Origin of the sequence: Neobacillus niacini, from assembly GCF_030817695.1 — a bacterium.
GTDB lineage: Bacteria > Bacillota > Bacilli > Bacillales > Cytobacillaceae > Neobacillus > Neobacillus niacini_F.
Genome location: NZ_JAUSZQ010000002.1, coordinates 3,259,500 through 3,277,690 on the forward strand (window position 1 = coordinate 3,259,500; position 18,191 = coordinate 3,277,690).

The 18,191-nt window shown below is 39.8% G+C and carries 15 protein-coding genes and 3 pseudogenes; all 18 read right to left on the reverse strand.

The window, feature by feature from the left end:
• Positions 1–90: 90 nt before the first annotated feature.
• The 18 genes and pseudogenes from QFZ28_RS16610 to pdhA all read right to left on the reverse strand — a co-directional run bounded on the left by QFZ28_RS16610 (position 91) and on the right by pdhA (position 18,178).
• Complete coding sequence (locus tag QFZ28_RS16610; RefSeq protein ID WP_307195664.1) at positions 91–1,077, reverse strand: NADPH:quinone oxidoreductase family protein; 987 nt, start codon at positions 1,075–1,077, stop codon at positions 91–93.
• A 16-nt stretch (positions 1,078–1,093) separates the two neighbouring features.
• Positions 1,094–2,241: pseudogene (locus QFZ28_RS16615) on the reverse strand (acyl-CoA dehydrogenase family protein).
• Positions 2,242–2,371: 130 nt separating this feature from the next.
• Positions 2,372–3,153, reverse strand: a pseudogene (locus QFZ28_RS16620) (enoyl-CoA hydratase).
• Positions 3,154–3,187: 34 nt separating this feature from the next.
• Positions 3,188–3,322 (reverse strand): annotated as a pseudogene (locus QFZ28_RS16625) (3-hydroxyacyl-CoA dehydrogenase); the annotation flags it as partial.
• Positions 3,323–3,389: 67 nt separating this feature from the next.
• Complete coding sequence (gene fadH / locus QFZ28_RS16630; protein ID WP_307195665.1) at positions 3,390–4,163, reverse strand: 2,4-dienoyl-CoA reductase; 774 nt, start codon at positions 4,161–4,163, stop codon at positions 3,390–3,392.
• 57 nt (positions 4,164–4,220) lie between these two features.
• Positions 4,221–4,988, reverse strand: a complete 768-nt coding sequence (locus QFZ28_RS16635; protein ID WP_307195666.1) for a 3-hydroxyacyl-CoA dehydrogenase — start codon at positions 4,986–4,988, stop codon at positions 4,221–4,223.
• Between the two features lie 257 nt (positions 4,989–5,245).
• On the reverse strand, positions 5,246–6,427 hold the full coding sequence (locus QFZ28_RS16640) for an acyl-CoA dehydrogenase family protein (protein WP_307195667.1): 1,182 nt from the start codon (positions 6,425–6,427) through the stop codon (positions 5,246–5,248).
• Between the two features lie 87 nt (positions 6,428–6,514).
• The gene (locus QFZ28_RS16645; RefSeq protein ID WP_307195668.1) at positions 6,515–7,183 is read right to left on the reverse strand and encodes a GntR family transcriptional regulator; all 669 of its coding nucleotides are present in this window, start codon (positions 7,181–7,183) and stop codon (positions 6,515–6,517) included.
• Between the two features lie 442 nt (positions 7,184–7,625).
• Positions 7,626–8,756 carry an alpha-hydroxy-acid oxidizing protein gene (locus tag QFZ28_RS16650; RefSeq protein ID WP_307195669.1) on the reverse strand — a complete coding sequence of 377 codons (1,131 nt, stop codon included), beginning with the start codon at positions 8,754–8,756 and terminating at the stop codon, positions 7,626–7,628.
• A gap of 31 nt (positions 8,757–8,787) precedes the next feature.
• Positions 8,788–9,570 (reverse strand): SDR family NAD(P)-dependent oxidoreductase, encoded by a 783-nt coding sequence (locus QFZ28_RS16655; protein ID WP_307195670.1) that lies wholly within the window; start codon positions 9,568–9,570, stop codon positions 8,788–8,790.
• Positions 9,571–9,606: 36 nt separating this feature from the next.
• The gene (locus tag QFZ28_RS16660; RefSeq protein WP_307195671.1) at positions 9,607–10,908 is read right to left on the reverse strand and encodes a TRAP transporter large permease; all 1,302 of its coding nucleotides are present in this window, start codon (positions 10,906–10,908) and stop codon (positions 9,607–9,609) included.
• Positions 10,899–11,435, reverse strand: a complete 537-nt coding sequence (locus QFZ28_RS16665; RefSeq protein ID WP_307195672.1) for a TRAP transporter small permease — start codon at positions 11,433–11,435, stop codon at positions 10,899–10,901. Before QFZ28_RS16665 ends, QFZ28_RS16660 begins: the two co-directional genes overlap by 10 nt.
• A gap of 141 nt (positions 11,436–11,576) precedes the next feature.
• Positions 11,577–12,644 (reverse strand): TRAP transporter substrate-binding protein, encoded by a 1,068-nt coding sequence (locus QFZ28_RS16670; protein WP_307195673.1) that lies wholly within the window; start codon positions 12,642–12,644, stop codon positions 11,577–11,579.
• Between the two features lie 139 nt (positions 12,645–12,783).
• Positions 12,784–13,791, reverse strand: coding sequence for a 2-hydroxyacid dehydrogenase (locus QFZ28_RS16675; RefSeq protein ID WP_307195674.1), 1,008 nt, complete (start codon positions 13,789–13,791; stop codon positions 12,784–12,786).
• Between the two features lie 135 nt (positions 13,792–13,926).
• Complete coding sequence (locus QFZ28_RS16680; protein WP_373428146.1) at positions 13,927–15,288, reverse strand: FAD-binding oxidoreductase; 1,362 nt, start codon at positions 15,286–15,288, stop codon at positions 13,927–13,929.
• Positions 15,289–15,317: 29 nt separating this feature from the next.
• Positions 15,318–16,094, reverse strand: a complete 777-nt coding sequence (locus tag QFZ28_RS16685) for a 2-keto-4-pentenoate hydratase (protein ID WP_307195676.1) — start codon at positions 16,092–16,094, stop codon at positions 15,318–15,320.
• A 16-nt stretch (positions 16,095–16,110) separates the two neighbouring features.
• Positions 16,111–17,088, reverse strand: a complete 978-nt coding sequence (locus QFZ28_RS16690; protein ID WP_307195677.1) for an alpha-ketoacid dehydrogenase subunit beta — start codon at positions 17,086–17,088, stop codon at positions 16,111–16,113.
• Positions 17,081–18,178, reverse strand: coding sequence for a pyruvate dehydrogenase (acetyl-transferring) E1 component subunit alpha (gene pdhA, locus QFZ28_RS16695; RefSeq protein ID WP_307195678.1), 1,098 nt, complete (start codon positions 18,176–18,178; stop codon positions 17,081–17,083). The genes QFZ28_RS16690 and pdhA overlap by 8 nt, the downstream gene beginning before the upstream one ends.
• Positions 18,179–18,191 lie beyond the last annotated feature (13 nt).

An 18,191-nucleotide genomic window follows, 5' to 3' on the forward strand; every position in this document is an offset into this window, starting at 1 on the left:
CTAAACGATTCCAATTTATATGTTCGTGATCAATATATCGGTTGATTGCATTCATATTTTTATACCACCTCCAATCCAACTTAAGGGGTTTCACCTATGGGTCCGAACAACTAATTTCCCCCAGGTTTTCCGGCTGCCCAATTGATTTAATGCATTGGGGACTTCTTCGAAGGTACAGTTTTGATAAATTAGCGGCTTAATTTTTTCTGTTTTGTATAATTCCATTAACTTGACATGACTTGCTTTAACTTTTTCTGGAAATAGCTTTCGGAAATAGCCAAAATGTACACCGACAAGTGAGTAATTCTTAATTAATGCGTGGTTCATCGGTGCCTCAGGAATGGTTCCACCTGCAAACCCTATTAACAACAACCTGCCATCAAATGCTATACATTTTCGGGACTTATGGAAAACGTCTCCTCCAACTGGGTCAAAGATTACATCTGCTCCATGCCCAGCTGTTTCTTTCTTTACCAGTTGAACAAAGTCTTCTTCCTTGTATTTTATTACTACATCTGCACCCATCTCTTTACAGATTTTGATTTTTTCTGCAGATCCAGCAGTTGCAATCACCTTTGCCCCAAGTGCTTTCCCAATTTGTATTGCTGCAGACCCAACCCCTCCAGATCCAGCATGAACTAGAAGATTCTCGAAAGGTTGGAGTTTTGCCTTAGTAATTAGCCCATAATAAGCGGTATGGTAGGTGATGAACATGGCTGCTGCCTCTTCGTACGCCATCTCATCAGAAATTGGGAACACGTCCTCTTCTTTTACAACCACCGATTCGGAAAAGCCTCCGTTTGGAAGTAGAGGAAGCGCGAGGACTCGCTGGCCAATGGAAAAGGAGGTATTTTCACCGACTGCTTCAATTACTCCTGCTACTTCTGCACCCGGCGTAAATGGCAAGGCTGGTTTCTCCTGATATTTTCCTTGGCATTGCAAAATATCAAAGAAATTAAGGGCAAACGCTTTCACGTTTATAACTACTTCTCCTTTTGCAGGAACTTGCCTCTCGATTTCTTTCATTTCAAGAGCCTCATTCGGTTCTCCTATCCTTGTCACAAACCAAGACTTCATTTGATGCATCGTCCCCCTATATTTGTTCTCTAATTTCCATTCTGGCAATATCTCTTAAATAAACTTTGTCAGGTCCATCGACAATCCTAAGTGTCCTTGCATTGGCGTAGTGAGCAGCAAGAGGGAAATCATTGGTAACACCAGCACCGCCAAACACCTCAATAGCACGATCAATGACACGAATAGACACACGTGGCACTGCAACTTTTATCATTGCAATTTCTTTTCTTGCAGCCTTAGCCCCTTCTCGATCAATCTTGTTTGCAGCATGCAAGGTTAGAAGTCTAGCTTGCTCTATATCAATCCGGCTTTCAGCAATTTGCTCTCTTATGGTCTCCATATCAATTAATTTTGAAGAGAACGCTTCGCGGCTATTGGCACGTTTAATCATTAATTCAAGTGCCCGTTCTGCAGCTCCGATTGCTCGCATACAATGATGAATTCTACCAGGACCTAAGCGTCCTTGAGCTATTTCGAAACCTCTTCCTTCCCCTAGTAAAATATTAGAAATCGGAACACGTACATTTTTATAGTGGACTTCCGCGTGTCCATTGGGTGCATGATCATAACCAAACACCGGCAAATGCCTTATCACTTCAACTCCTGGTGAGTTAAATGGAACAAGAATCATCGATTGCTGCTTATGGCGTTCAGCACTTGGATCTGTTTTCCCCATAACGATGGCTATTTTACACCGTGGGTCTAAGGCCCCAGTAGACCACCATTTTTTTGCGTAAATGACATATTCATCACCATCCCTAAGAATGCTGCTTTGAATATTCGTTGCATCAGAGGATGCAACAGCTGTTCTGTCATGGAGAAAACTGAACGTATTTTCCCTTCTAAAAGCGGCTCAAGCCACTGCTTCTTCTGTTCTTCCGTCCCATATTTAAGGAGGACCTCCATGTTCCCTGGATCAGGAGGATTACAGTTGAAAATTTCAGGGGCCATCAGGGAACGGCCCATGATCTCACATAGTTGAGCATATTCATCATTTGATAGTCCTTTTCCGTATTCTTTATCGGGAATAAATAAATTCCATAACCCTTGAGCTTTTGCTTTTTCCTTCAATTCTTCAATTAAAGGCGGAACTACCCAACGATCTTCCTTACGGTTCAACTCCTGTTCCAATACCTTTTCATTCGGGTAAATATGATTCTCCATAAACTCAATTAATTGTGTTATTAAGTGCTTTGCTTGAATTGACAGTTCTTTAAACACGCATCCCCCTTCTTTCTATCAATGCATCTTCAAATTTACCTCGTGAAATTTGTGATTTTAGAAATAACGTTCCTTAAAGGTGTATAAATTTAGGACTGCGTTTCTCAAGAAAAGCTTGCACTCCCTCTCTAACATCTTCCGTTTGAAAAACATCTAGAAAGTGATTTAATTCAAGGTCGAGAGCAGCTTTAAACTCTAACTCCATACCATCATTTACAGACCTTTTGATTCGACTTAAAGCTTGTAAGGAATACCCGGATATTCTCTTAGCCATCATTTGAGCAGCGTTCAATCCCTCACCTGTTGGGACGACTTTATTTATTATGCCAATTTCCTTTCCTTCTTTTGTCGAAAGTGGCTCTCCCAAAAACATCAATTCTTTTGCTTTTGCCTCACCTACAAGCCTTGGTAAACGCTGTGTACCACCGCCTCCAGGAAAAAGTCCTAATTTGACCTCAGGTAATCCAATTTGCACATGTTCCTCAGCAATTCGAATATCGCATGCTAATGCCAGTTCACATCCACCGCCAAAGGTGATCCCGTTAAGCAAAGCAATGGTAGGTTTGGCGATTTCATCAATAAGATTGAAGACTCTATGAGATTGTAAAACAACTTTTTTTAATTCCTCTTTAAATGTAACCATTGTGGAAATTCTTTGATATCTGCTCCTGCCATAAACGCTCGTTGACCTGCACCTGTTAAAATAATAACAGTTACTTCCGAGTCATCTGAAATACTAGTAAAAACCTCTTCTAACTCTTTTACCACTTGATTGCTTAAGACATTCATAGGGGGATTATCAATTGTTACGGTAGCAATGCCATTTGCCCTTTCCATTTTTACTAAATTACCCATTTCCCCTTCCTCCTTTGGTTATGTTGATACTTTTTTATCTTTTAGCCATTCGAATAGCTCCATCTAAACGTATGGTTTCACCATTTAACATTGTATTTTCGAAGATAACTTGAACTAGTTGGGCATATTCAGACGGATATCCTAATCTAGAAAGAAATGGAACTCGTTTTTACCGAAACAGTATGTTTATGGTTATCTAAAATCTTGGTTTTACTGAAGGTCAAAAAATCGAATTATTATATCTCCCTTAAATCATGGTTATTCAACCATCTCCCACCATCCATTGTGATACATTCTCCATTAATGTATTCTGCATCAGGTGACAATAGAAAGTGTGCTAGTTTTGCTATCTCTTCGACTTTACCTAAACGTTTAAGGGGGACCTGATTGATTGCTTTTTGGTATCCATCCTTAGAGTCTATTAATCTAGTCACCCCTTCGGTATTTTCGATGGGTCCTGGGGCAATACAATTGGCTCTGATTCCATATTTACTTCCCCACTCAACTGCAAGGGTACGGGTCATTGCCAGAATTCCAGCTTTTGCACTGCAAGCATGCACATTTCCTGGTGCAGCACCCCATGCCATCGTAGCTACGATATTGAGAATGCTTCCGTTTTGGTTGTTTTGTATCCAATCTTTTGCAACTGCTTGAGAACAATACCATGTACCATTTAAATCAATATTAATAACGGTGTTCCAACCATTAACAGAAAGTTCCTCCGATGCACAGATAAAGTTTCCGGCTGCATTATTTACAAGTGCGTCGATTCTTCCAAATGTTTTCTTTGCGGTAGCAACCATGTCTTTGACATTCTCAGGTATTCTAACGTCCATTTGAAAGTCTAATACTTGACCTTCAAAGGTTTCAATTTCCATTTTTGCACTTTTTAAACGGTCAGCATTTCTTCCTGAAATGACAACATTTGCTCCTTCTTCAGCAAACTTCTTTGCCATTGCTTTCCCTATACCACTCCCACCACCTGTGACAATAATCGTTTTTCCATTCATAAGAACTTCCTCCCTGAAAATGTTTTTTTCAATACTTTTTCTAGTAGTTATTCTTATTTATCTCGGAGCCATACGAATTGCACCGTCTAAACGGATGGTTTCACCATTTAACATCGGATTTTCAATAATGGATTGAACTAGTTGGCCGTATTCAGATGGGTACCCTAATCTTGAAGGAAATGGAACTTGTTTACCAAGAGCCTCGATTACCTTTTCTGGCAATGTGCTAAACAATGGGGTTTCAAAAAGTCCTGGAGCAATGGTTAAAACTCTTATGCCATGGGTGGCTAAATCACGAGCAATAGGCAATGTCATTCCAACAATTCCACCTTTCGACGCACTATAAGACGCTTGACCCATTTGCCCATCAAATGCTGCAACGGAAGCGGTATTGATGATGACACCTCGCTCGCCTTTATCATTTGGAATATTCTCTACCATTTTTTCTGCAGCTAATCGAATAACATTAAATGATCCAATAAGGTTCACATTAATAACATGGATAAAACTTTCTAAATCGTGGGCTTTCCCTTTACTTACTGTTTTTTTGGAGTTACCAATTCCTGCACAGTTAACAACAGCATTAAAACCACTAAATTTAGCTGAAACTTCTTCTAATGCATTCTGGAGACTAAACTCATCTGTAACATTGGTCTTAACAAAGACAACATTTGGTCCTAGCTCCTCCACTAGTCGATTACCATTTTCCACTGATAAATCAAGAATTGCTGCTTTTCCTCCATTGGCTACAATATTCCGTACAGTTGCCTCGCCTAATCCAGATGCCCCACCCGTTACAATAGCAATACACTCTTGAATCTTCATCTATAAATCTCCTCCTATAAATTTATTAATTTGGATTTATTAAAAAATAGAAATCATAAAGATCGATATTCAATCGTAAGACCTGCCTAGTTGCTTCAAATGATCCAGTTACCATTAATGTTGGGTCTGACCTGATAAACTGAACGAGCAATCACTCAGAAGCGGGGAGAAGTCCCAACTCAATTGCTTTATCCTTTGACATTATTTGCCTGACCGCCACACCATCACTACTTCAGCATATTAATTCCCGTTTAATACTAGATACCCAAATTCTTAGAAATGATTTTTTTCATGATTTCATTCGTTCCCGCAAATATTGAGGTAACAGCAATATCCCTATAGCGCCTTGCTATTTTATATTCTTCCATGTATCCATATCCACCATGGAGCTGCATACATTTTCCTGCGCATCGTTTCGCCATATCCGTAATCCACCATTTAGCCATCGATACTTCTGTTACCACATCTTTTCCTTCAATATGTTTTACAACCAAGTCATCTACGAATGTTCTTCCTATTTGTATTTCTGTGGCCAGTTCTGCAAGGGTAAATTGTGTATGTTGAAACTGATTGATGGTTTTTCCAAATGCCTCCCGTTCTTTAACATAATTAATTGTTAACTGGAGCATGTCTTCTGCCGCCGTTTGTGCATTGAGGGCAGCAATAATCCGTTCTTGCTGAAGTTTTTGCATCATATAAACAAATCCTTTTCCTTCTTCACCCAGCAAATTTTCAGCCGGAACAATCATCTGATCAAAATAGAGTTCGGCTGTGTCAGAGCTGTGGTGACCAACTTTTTCAAGCTTTTGTCCTCTCGTAAATCCAGGTATTTCACTGTTAACCAAGAACAAGCTGATTCCTTTGTATGGAGGAGTTGCTTTCGGATCCGTTTTACAAGCAATTAAGAATAAATCTGCTTGAATACCATTTGTGATAAACGTTTTTGCACCATTAATAATATAGTGATCTCCTGTTTTCACAGCAGTTGTCTGAATACCTGACAAATCAGACCCTGCCCCAGGCTCAGTCATAGCTACTGCACTAATCATCTTTCCAGTAAGAAATTGAGGTAATAATTTCCTTTTCTGCTCCTCTGTTCCAAAAGAAGCAATATAAGGTGCAACGATATCCGTATGCAATGGGATCCCCATTAAGCCCGACCCCACTCTTTCCAATTCCTCTGTTAATATAATAGAAAAACCGAAATCAGCTCCCAATCCTCCGTATTGCTCGTCAATCCAAGCTCCTAAAAAGCCATTCTCCCCCAACTTCTCCCAAAAAGTTCGAGGGATTAACCGATTTTTCTCCCATTGATCATAAAAAGGGACTGCTTCTTTTTCTAAAAACTTTCGTAATGAATCTCGAAATAATAAGTGTTCTTCGGTAAAAAAAGGACGTTGATCAGCCATAGAAACCTTTTTGGAACTCTTAACTGTCATAATTTCACCACCCTAATCTACTTTTCATTTTTGTAAATGGCATTATAAAAAAAGAAAACAGTTTCATGTCTATTTCAAGTATAAAAATCATTTAGAAATATCCTTTATGACTATCTGTTTGGTTTTCTCTACATGATATTCCATTACTTTCATGGCTACTTCCACATCCTTATTCATCATTGCCTCAAGTATCGCTTGATGATGCTCCGTTGCTTCTGAAACTCGTTCACGGATTTTATCGATAATCAGAAATCCGAACCAACTGATTTGGGCATTAAGCGTTTCCATAATATTAATGATTCTTGAGTTATTTGAATAGTTGATAATGGCCTGATGAATGACACGATCTGAATCTAAAAAAGCTTGGAAATTGCCACTTTCTTGAAACTTTTTTTTCACTGCTTGATTTAATTCCAATAGCTTTTCCAATTCTGATTGTGGAATCTTGTCAATAGCAAGTTCAATTGATTGACGTTCAAGTGCCTTTCTCACATCATAAACTTCTCGAACATCCTTTATGTTTGGGATACTCACGAATGTTCCTGAGCGAGGTTTAATCTCCACTAGCCCTTCCTGTGATAGACGGTTGAATGCATCACGCAAAGGAGTTTTACTGATCCCCAGCTCTTCACTCAATTCATCATAGTTGATTCTACTTCCTGGTTTTAATTGATGGCTAATGATAAGTTGATGTAAATACCAATACGTTTGTTCATGTAGGTTTCGAATATCCGGTTTTAAAAGGTTTATGATCAACACTTCCCCGCTACTATTTCTCTATTTATATAATAATAGTAAACTTCACCATACCTCCACCCTTTATTGTAAATTTAATATATTACATAAGAATAAGCGAAGGTATAATCTCATGTTTATTAAAAACTGGAGCTTCATATATTACTCATTATGAAACAGTTTCAATGAAGCCCCAGGTGATAAAAGTTAAATTATTATTAGAAAGGAATTTCTATTCCTTCTTCTTGTAATAATTTTTTGAATTCTGCCATCATTTCTTCACCAGGATAGCCCTTTTCATTTGCCTCTTCTACCCATTTTTCCCAACTTTTCTCGGCAGGAGCCTTAAATTGTTTTACTTCCTCTGGAGAAAGCGTCGTTACTCCACCTGGAAATAATGAAAATCATCATAGCTGTAAATGTCCTTTTTTTCATTTATCCATCCCCCTCTAACCGTTAAATATTATTTAACTACCAGTGAACGGTCGAGACTTTTAATTGAATGGTAACCTGATAACCCTAATGATACTTCAGTTTCAGTAATTAAATTGCGAATTACCTGCTTTACACCTTCTTCTCCAGCTACAGCGAGACCATACGCAAATGGCCTTCCCAATAGTACAGCACTAGCTCCTAACGCAAGCGCTTTAATGACATCTGTACCTGTGCGAATCCCGCTGTCCATTAGGACAGGTATTTTACCTCCAATTACATAACAAACTTTTGGCAGAGCATCAATGGCAGCAATGGACCCATCTAATTGCCGGCCGCCATGGTTGGAAACGATGATACCATCCACCCCGTGGTCAAGTGCAAGTTTCGCATCTCTTGGGTCAACAATCCCTTTTAATAAAATCGGCAGCTTTGTATTCTCTCTTAAAAATTCAAGATCCTCCCAGGTTAAGGATGCACTCGTGTTAATTTTTGAAAAAATAGAGAATGCAGCAGCAAAATCCTCTGCTGGCGGTTTCACTAATTTAGAACAAAATGTTGAATCTGAAAAATAATTTGCCAAGCCTATTCCTAATCTAAAAGGAGAATAATTATTTTCTAGATCTTGAACGCGCCAGCCCATCACGGATGAATCTAAAGTAATCACAATGGCTGAATACCCACTTCTTTCAGCCCGTTTTATGAAGCTTTTAGTGATTTCTTTATCTTTACTGCAGTACAATTGAAACCAGCGTGGTGCATCTCCCATGACACTAGCAATCTCTTCCATGGAATAAGATGACATCGTACTTGCAATAAATGGAATCCTGCTGTCCGCTGCAGCACGAGCCGAAGCCAGTTCTCCCTCTGGATGCATAATCTTTTGAACCCCAATGGGGGCAAGTAAAATGGGTGTAGAGAATTTTTTTTCGAGTAATTCAATCGATAAATCACGTTTCTCAACGTCTCTGAATACCCTTGGAACAATCTTCCACTCCTTGATTGCGGCTCGGTTGGAATTTGCTGTTTCTCCCATGCCAGCATTTCCTGATATAAAAGAATACGGTCCGATTTCCAACTTTTCACGTGCACGTCTTTCCCACTCCCGATGGGTAAAGGGGAGCATAGCTTTTTCAGATTCAGGCAACACTTGATTATTCACTCAGCATCAAAACTCCTTTCATCCAAACCACTTATAAGGTTCCGGCCGTTCCGCCATCAATATTAACAGAGGTACCAGTGATATAAGAGGCCGCATCAGAAACAAGAAAGGCGATGACTTTTGCTGCTTCCTCTGCTTCGCCAATCCTGCCTAAAGGAATTTGATGTTTTGGATCATGCACAAATTGTTCAAAGGTTTGATGCGGCGAAGTTTTTTGCCAAATCTTTTCCATTTGATCACTCTTAATTAGACCGATACATACGGTATTTACCCGTATATTATCAGGACCAAGATCCTTACTCATTGCTTTAGTTAAAGCCATCCCTGCAGCCCTGCTCACTGTAGTAGGTAATGAGTTGGCGGGAGGCGTTTTAGCAATTGCCGCAGTTATGTTTACGATGGCTCCCCCTCCAATTTTCCGCATAAAGGGAATAGCGTTTCGAGAACAATGGATCGCACCGAATAATTTTGAATCCAGATCATATTTCCACAAGTCTGAATTGACTTTTTCAAAATGATGCCCGGCATGGGTTCCCGCATTATTAACTAAGATATCCAACCGGCCAAAGTGATCGACTGTTTGTAAAACAACCTTTTGACAATCTGCCTCTATAGACATATCGCCGGTTACTTGAAATGCACGAACACCTGTCTTGTGATGGATTTCCTCCGCCGCAGCTGCCAATGAATCTTCGTTCCTGGCAACCAACGCTATATTGGCCCCCTCTTGGGCAAGCTGAAGGGCAGTTGCGAACCCAATTCCCTTACTTCCACCAGTTACAATTGCCACTTTTTCTTTTAAACCCAAATCCATAAATATCTCCTCCTGAAATGATATAATTTAATGGTCTTAGAACATTTTACTAGGTAAATAAAGTGCGATTTCCGGGATAAAATACAGCAGAGTGACAAGTAATAGTATCGGAATGACAAATCGTAGTGCACCTTTAAAAATCTCCTCAATTTTTAATTCGGGTGCAACACCATTGAGTACAAAACAATTCATCCCTACAGGGGGTGTAATTAGCCCTGCTTCTACAACTAAGACTATAATGATCCCAAACCAAATTAAATCAAAACCCAATCCCTGAATAATTGGCAGTAAAATAGGGATGGTAATAACAATCATCGAAAGTGAATCCATAATCGCACCAAGAATCAGATACATGATAATAATTAATAGGAATATTACTCCTGGAGAAAGGCCAGAATCTGTAATAAAAGTAGCAATTAAATTTGGTAATCTAGTAATGACTAAAAAATAGTTTAAAACGAATGAACCCAAGACAATCGCAAACAAAAACCCAGTCGTTTTTAACGTATTGGAGAACACTAAAATCCCATGTCTCCAAGTCAATTTTTTTCTGATTAAAGCAATAATTAAAGCACCCAATGCCCCTATACCCGCTGCTTCAGTAGGGCTGAACCAGCCCAAGTACATTCCGCCAATAACGACTGCAAATAAAAGGATGATCCAAACTGTATGACGCAAAGAATAAATCCTTTCCTTCCATGTGCTCGATTCTCCAAGGGGAGCCAGGTTTGGATTGATTTTTACCGATATCGCAATCGTTAATATAAAAAAGAGAGTCAGTAATATTCCTGGAAAAATACCGGCGATTAATAGTTTCCCTATCGACTCTCCTGTTAACATCCCATAAAGAATAAGAATGGTACTGGGAGGAATTAAAATACCTAGGGTTCCTCCAGCAACAATGGAACCGCCTGTTAATGTCTTCGCATAGCCTGCCTGTAACATTTCTTTGGAGGTAATAACCCCCATCGTTCCAGTTGTGGCGATGCTCGAACCTGAAGCTGCAGCAAAACCGGCCGAAGCTGCAATGGTGGCCATTCCCAAACCGCCTCTTAATCTGCCAAACCACGCACGAAAAGTAGTGAATAATTCATTGGTAATCCCAGCTACAAATAGTAGTTCCCCCATTAGGATGAACATTGGAATGGTACTCAAGGCATAACTGGTGCTGTGCGTCCAAACGATCGATTCGATTGCTGCGGAGAGAGTCCCAAAGCCCTTTAAATAGATGATTCCAACTAGTGCAGGAACACCCATCGCTATGGCAATCGGTACCCTAAGTACCATTAGAAGAAACATTGCCAAAATAGCCAATAGACCAATCGTTTCTACAGCCATAGTTCTTCACCTCCCTTTTCCGTTTTACTTGCCTCAAAGGTACCTTTTATCAATTTTATAAAGGTTAAGATAATCTTAAACAAACTCTCCAGACCCCATAGAAATAATCCAATGGCAATAATATACTTAAAAGGATAGTGAGGAATACTTAGCAAGGTAGATTTAATAACCGTTCCTGTCATCTCATTAACCGCACCATGATAAAAAACGAAGCTGATCAGCCAAGAAAAAACAATGGTTAAGATTAAGGAGAAAATATCAAGGATGGTTTGCACCCGTGGTGATAACTTATCTACTAGAAGACCAATCGAAACATGAGCCTCTTCTTTTTGCGTATAAGCCAGGCCAAACATAATAAGGACGATCATCGCAAATTGCACCAGTTCAACATCACCCAATATTGGTTTCCCAAAGGCACGTACTATAACAGCTAAGGATATTAGCGCCATCATAACGAAAATAATGATCATTGCAATCCATCGAGTGGCTTGTGTAAGAGATTGTAAGGTTTTGGTTAGGATCCTCATGCTATACCCTCTTTTAATATTATTTTTTTGTGGTCTTGTAGAATGTTATCTAGAAGATAACAATCATAAACCCCCGCCTAAATTTCTCCAATGACGGTAATCAAGGCGGACGGCTCATGACCATTGTTGTTACTTAGTTTACTAGAATGGTAATTTAACTCCTTCCTCTTTTAAAATATCTTTAAAATCGTTCATCATAGCTTCTCCATCATAGCCTTTAGCATTGGCATCCTTCACCCAAGTATCCCAGATATTTTTACTATCCTTTTGGAATGGTTTTAGCTTTTCTTCAGAGAGGGTTATTACTCCACCTTTAGGATTTTTATCAAGATTATCTATTGCTTTGGCTGTATATTCCTGATAATGATCGGACCATAATTGAGCTAATGCAGGTCCAAGCTCCTCTTTAAACATTTTTTGTAAATCTTCTGGCAAACTATTAAACGCTTCTTTATTCATGGATGGCATAAATGTAGGAGTAGATACTGCTATATTCGTAATGAATGGTGCCACTTCTCCAAACTTCCAAGCTTCTCCGCCTACCATTGAGAATACAGCCCCGTCTAATGTCCCTTTTTGTAGTGATTCGTAGAGATCGGCCACAGGAATGGCTACTGGAGATGCACCCCAGCTTTTTACTAACTCTACATGGACATCACTGATTGCCCGAATTTTCTTCCCTTTCAAATCTTCTACACTTTCAATCGGAGAAGTACTCCAAATTACATAAGGATCGGCATTACCCGTTGCGAGTATTTCAATTTGTTTAGATGTATTATATTTTTCTAAGAATTTAGCCATAACCTTTGTTCCTGTTTCTGAATCTGGTAACGCAAAAGCTAAATTGGAAATGGTATACGGGAACATTTCAGTGTCATCGAAGAGAATCGGACTAATAGTTGCAATCTCAAACACTCCCCCAGCGAGATCCTGCAGCATAGTATCCGCGGTCCCTAATTGATTGGCGTGATAGCTTACGATTTTTACCCGTCCGTCCGTTTTCTCGCTTACAAGATCTTCCCACTTTCCGAAAACCTGCTTCACGAGTGGATCGTTTGTTGGATACCAAGAAGAAAAGCCTAATTCAATTACTTCTTTATTGTTAGAGGAATTGCCGTTTCTATCAGCTTTAGAACCATTCGTTTGATTAGCGGAACAGCCCGCCATAAAAACAACTAAAATGAATAACAAACTAATCATTTTTTTCATATTTAAACATCTCCTTAAATTTAAATAAAAAAGACTATTTCAATATGGCTCCTGTATTTGCTGATGTTACATTACGGGAATGTCAACGCCGCGTTTAATCATGTCACTTCTCATCGGTTTCATTTGAACACCTCATTTGTTATTTTTCCCGACCATCCGCCAAACAAGTTTTCATCCAGTAAGCCTGTTCGTTAATCAAGTTTTTCGGCCTCTCCCCTGTTAATCCTTGAATCAAGTTTTCGGCAGCTAGTTTCATCATGTTCAGCCTCGTCTTTTTAGTCGCACCGCCAATATGAGGCAGTGTTACTACATTGGGGAATTTTAACAAAGGATTGCCAAGGTCCACTGGTTCTTGTTCATATACATCAAGTCCGGCTGCCAGGATCCATTTGTTTTGCAAGGCAGAAATTAAGTCCTTTTCCCTGATGGTTTGACCGCGTGATACATTGATAAAAATAGCCGTCTCCTTCATTAATTTAAATTCTCTTTTACCAAGTAAGTATTTTGTCTCACTCGTAAGCGGTGTCATTAAGCAAACGAAATCCGATTTTTGTAATAATTCATCCAGGCTGCAATATTTGCAGGAATAAAGATTTTCTGCTTCTATGTTACAGCTGCGGTTATGGTAAAGAATGTTCATGTCAAAACCAAGATGTGCCCGCTTCGCAATGGCTGTTCCGATCCGCCCCATCCCGATAATCCCCAACGTTTTACCATATACATCGACACCAAACCATTCATCTTCAACCAATCCATGCCATTTTCCGGTTTTAACATATTGGTCCAATTCTGGGATCCGCCGGGCAGTTGCTAGCAGTAATGCCAGCGCCGCATCAGCGGTAGTATCATTCAATACTTCTGGTGTATTTGTTGCCATCACTCCACGACTAGTCATCTCCGCAAGATCAAAATTGTCATAGCCAACGGAAACGTTACTCACTATTTTTAGCTGTGGAGCGTGGTTTAAAAGGAATCGATCCACCTTTAATCCCATAGAAAAAATCCCTTTCGTATCCGATAACTGTTCTATAAAGGCGGGATAGGTTTCCTCATTTAATTCATTAAAATAAATAACCTCACAATTTTGATGCAAATACTCTAATACTTCATCATAAATTTTTGCCGTTACAATGACTTTTAGTTTCATTTAACACTCCTTTTCGAAAAGAAGTTCGAATTTAATGATGTTATCCAAAATATTCAGTTAATTCTGAACGTAAGCCAATGTTTGAGTTAGGTGCAGCGTTAGTAGTAGGCGTTTCCAAAGTTGTGTATTGGAAGGTTATTCGAAAATTTTCCCCGGGTTTAGAATGCCTTTTGGGTCCAATACCCTTTTGAAACTCTTCATTATATCTAATGCGTCTCCGTGTTCTCTCTTCTGATATTTCATTTTCCCTAAACCTACCCCGTGTTCTCCCGTACACGTCCCGCCATGAGTTAGAGCAAAATCAACTATTTGTTCGTTCACCCGATTAGCTCTTGCCATATCGAAAGGATTTTTTGGGTCAATAACAATGCCTGCATGGAAATTCCCGTCGCCAATGTGGCCGGCAACAGTTCCATCCAAACCTGATTCATCAATAAACTTGCGGCTTTGCTCCACTGCCTCTGCTAGTTTGGATAATGGAACACACACATCCGTATTCATCATTTTCTTCCCTGGATTACTATGAAGGTAGGCATAAAATAGATTGTGTCTTGCATCCCAAAGTCGTGCCCTTCCATTCGAGTCTGATTCAAATTCAAATTGATAGCATCCCGAATCGATGAATAATTCTTTCGTAAGATAAACCTCGTTTGCCAAACTGTCCTTTATTCCGTGGAATTCTAAGAATAATGTCACGTCTTCAACATATTTGCTGCCCGTTGCCATATTGATCTGTTTTATGGACCGAGCATCTAGTAATTCGATTCTGGCGATTGGCACCCCTAAGGAAAGAAGGGATACCGCTGCTTGAACTGCCTGTTTAACAGAAGGGAATACCGCACGTGCAGCAGTTATCATTTCCGAGATTCCATACACCTTTAATGTTATTTCTGTGAAGATCCCGAGAGTTCCTTCTGAACCAACAAATAGTTCTGTTAAGTGATACCCGGAGGACGACTTTTTCGCCTTTCCTCCGGTTTGGATGATCTTCCCTTCAGCCAAAACCACTTGAAGATTACGGACATTTTCCTTCATCGAACCATATCTTACAGCAGTTGTACCGCTTGCATTAGTAGCTGCCATCCCCCCTATACTGGCATCCGCTCCTGGGTCTACTGAGAAAAACAATCCATATTTCCCTAATTCTTTATTCAAATGTTTTCGCATGACACCTGGCTGTACTCGTACCAATAAGTCGACCGGACTTATTTCTACGATCTGGTTCATCAACTGAAAATCTAGAGAGATTCCCCCTTTAATTGGAATAACCTGCCCCTCCAAGCCAGAACCTACTCCAAAGGGAACAACAGGAATTTCATTTTCATTTGCAAATTTAAGGATGTTTACTACTTCTTCCGTATCTATTGGAAAAACAACAACATCTGGCTGACGCGGAGTATGAAAGGACTCATCTTTGCTGTGAAGGCTTAGTACGGTCTCATTCTTACTTACTCTGTCCTCTGAGACGAACCTCTTTAATTCCTTTGTAAGATTTATTTCCATTACCTCCATTTCAAATTAATCTATCACTCTACTTTTACTGATAGTTCTCCAACAAGATCATATACTACCCGGTAAACACCTTTTTCCAATACTTTCGGATTCGTAAAAGTACCTGATGAAATTATCATTCCTTTTTTCAATGTTTTCCCCTGCTCAGCCAATTTTCCACTTAACCAACAAACAGCATTTACTGGATTACCCATAACAACTGATGAATATCCTTCATCTATCTTGTCATCATTGAAATAAAGGGTACCTTTAATATTCATCCAATCAATTTTTTCGGGAATATTGATTGATTTCCCCGATACAATGTAACCAGCAAAGGTATTATCCGAAATGGTATCTGCAACAGTGTGAGTCTTGGAAGGAGGAAACCAATCGGCATATCTTCCTGTTGGGATTTCAATGCCGGCAGCGATTTTTGACTTTTCAACAATTTCTTCTGCAACAGCTCCTAAAGATACATCATCTGTTAATTCAAAGATTATCTCCGGTTCAAGCAAATATTGATATTTTGGATCCATTTGGATCGTTCCATTAGAGAGACTTAAAGATGTGAAGGTTCCATAAGCAGGTTCAGTCGATTTGCCAAGCTTTCTCATTTCTTCACTTGTCATACTGATTTTATATCCAATGATTTCTTCTTGGTTATCATGGATTTTTAAATTTGTTACCAGCTCTTGAAGCTTATATGCAGTTGGAACATCTATAAAAATTCCCCGATTACTTAAAAATTCAACATTCTTTTTTTCTTTGTAAGCCTGATAAAACTCCGATGCCAGCTCTTCAATATTCACACTTTTTCCTCCTTTTTTAATAGGCTAATAGTTTTTCAACACCACTTTTTACACGATGTTCATTCGGCAGCCAATCGTCCTCTACTGTTTGGACAGGATAAGGGGTATCATATCCGGTTACTCTTACCACAGGGGCAGCTAGTGAATACAAGGTTTCTTCACTAATTAACGCGATGATTTCTGCACCGACGCCTCCCGTCTTGACTGCTTCATGAACGATCATCAATCGCCCTGTTTTCTCTACTGACTCATTAATCGTATCGATATCAAGAGGGCTTATCGTTCTTAAGTCGATGACTTCCAAACAAACACCCTTAGCTTGGAATTCCTCCGCCACTTTCTTTACCATTGGAACGGTTCCGCCGTAGGTAACAATCGTCGCATCTTCTCCTTCTTTTATTACAGCCGCTTTTCCAATCGGAACTTCGTAGGATTCTTCCGGAACTTCCGCACGAAACGCCCTGTAAAGCTTCATCGGCTCAAAGAATAAAACTGGATCTTCGTCTCGGATTGCAGATATAAGAAGACCTTTTGCGTCATATGGATTGGAAGGTATGACTACCTTCAAACCTGGTGTATGCAGAAAAAGAGCTTCTAAACTATCAGAATGGAGCTCTGGTGACCTGACATTGCCGCTGAATGGACTGCGGATCACCATAGGTACGGTATATTTCCCACCAGTGCGGAATCTCATTCTAGCTGCCTGTGCACAAATTTGGTCCATCGTTTCATAGATAAAACCTAGAAATTGTATTTCTGCAACGGGACGGAGCCCATTAATCGCTAAACCGACTGATGAACCAATAATCCCTGATTCTGCAAGCGGCGTGTCAAATACACGATTTTCTCCAAACTGTGATTGAAGACCTTCGGTAGCTCGAAAAACACCACCATTCACACCCACATCTTCACCGAGAACAATTACGCGGTTATCACGTTCCATTTCTTGTTCCAGTGCCTGCCTGATTGCTTCAACCATGGTCAATTTAGGCATTATGATCCCTCCTTGTAGCCTCAATTCTGTTTTTTAGTTCTTCTTTTTGCTTGAGTAATTCTGGATGGGGGTGGTCGTAGACATGATCGAATACTTCGTAGGCTGGTGGTGGTGAGAGCTTTTCAAATGCTGCAATTTCTGCTTCTATCTCATCCTCAAACTGGGTAACTAATATTTCTATTTGCTGCTCTGTCAGTAAGCCACGTTTCTTGAGGAACTTTTCAAACCGGATAAATGGATCTCTATAATTAACCCAGACTTCCACTTCTTCTTTTTTTCGATATTTGGTCCAATCATCTGCTGTGGTGTGTGAGCCTTGACGATAAGTTACTGCCTCAATTAAGGTTGGACCTTCTCCTCTTTTTGCTCGTTCAACCGCTTCCTTCATTACTTGATAGCAAGCAATCACATCATTGCCATCCACTCGAATCCCGGTCATCCCGTAAGCAATGGCTTTTTGGGCAATCGTTTCACTGGCCATCTGTTTTTCAAAGGGCACGCTGATGGCCCATTGATTGTTCTGACAAAAGAAGACAGCTGGAACCTTCATAACAGAAGCAAAATTTAACCCTTCATGAAAGTCACCCTGTGACGTGGCTCCATCCCCAAAATAGCAGGCCGTAACTCGATTCTCTCCCTTTAATTTTGAAGCCCATGCAATCCCAACAGCTTGTGGAATCTGGCCGGCAATAATAACTTGTATAGGCATTAAGTTCATATCTTGAGGAGTACGATTTCCGCCAAAGTGACCTTTTAGATACATGAGAAAGGTTTTTAAATCTAAGCCATGTACCATCGAGACAACTGCTTCACGATAACTGGGGACAATCCAATCTTGTTTTTCCAGAGCTAAGGCGCTTCCAACCTGTGCTGCCTCTTGCCCTCGATATGAACCGTACGTTCCGATTCGTCCTTGCCGCTGTAAATTTAGAAATTTCTTATCAATGACTTTTCCTTTCAACATCCAGTGATACATTGTTTTTAACAGTTCATTATCAATTTTTAATTCCTTAAATCGGGATTCATCTACCTCGCCATTTTCATTGATAATTTGGATCATATCGGTTTTCATACCTAAGGTATTGGACATTTTTTCCTCCCCT

What these genes read in the sequence shown, in the direction of transcription:
- QFZ28_RS16660 (WP_307195671.1), bottom strand. Translation starts at nt 10,908, where the DNA reads ATGGCTGTAGAAACGATTGGTCTATTGGCTATTTTGGCAATGTTTCTT.
- QFZ28_RS16665 (WP_307195672.1), bottom strand. Translation starts at nt 11,435, where the DNA reads ATGAGGATCCTAACCAAAACCTTACAATCTCTTACACAAGCCACTCGA.
- QFZ28_RS16635 (WP_307195666.1), bottom strand. Translation starts at nt 4,988, where the DNA reads ATGAAGATTCAAGAGTGTATTGCTATTGTAACGGGTGGGGCATCTGGA.
- QFZ28_RS16690 (WP_307195677.1), bottom strand. Translation starts at nt 17,088, where the DNA reads ATGCCTAAATTGACCATGGTTGAAGCAATCAGGCAGGCACTGGAACAA.
- QFZ28_RS16640 (WP_307195667.1), bottom strand. Translation starts at nt 6,427, where the DNA reads ATGACAGTTAAGAGTTCCAAAAAGGTTTCTATGGCTGATCAACGTCCT.
- fadH (WP_307195665.1), bottom strand. Translation starts at nt 4,163, where the DNA reads ATGAATGGAAAAACGATTATTGTCACAGGTGGTGGGAGTGGTATAGGG.
- QFZ28_RS16655 (WP_307195670.1), bottom strand. Translation starts at nt 9,570, where the DNA reads ATGGATTTGGGTTTAAAAGAAAAAGTGGCAATTGTAACTGGTGGAAGT.
- QFZ28_RS16610 (WP_307195664.1), bottom strand. Translation starts at nt 1,077, where the DNA reads ATGAAGTCTTGGTTTGTGACAAGGATAGGAGAACCGAATGAGGCTCTT.
- QFZ28_RS16670 (WP_307195673.1), bottom strand. Translation starts at nt 12,644, where the DNA reads ATGAAAAAAATGATTAGTTTGTTATTCATTTTAGTTGTTTTTATGGCG.
- pdhA (WP_307195678.1), bottom strand. Translation starts at nt 18,178, where the DNA reads ATGTCCAATACCTTAGGTATGAAAACCGATATGATCCAAATTATCAAT.
- QFZ28_RS16675 (WP_307195674.1), bottom strand. Translation starts at nt 13,791, where the DNA reads ATGAAACTAAAAGTCATTGTAACGGCAAAAATTTATGATGAAGTATTA.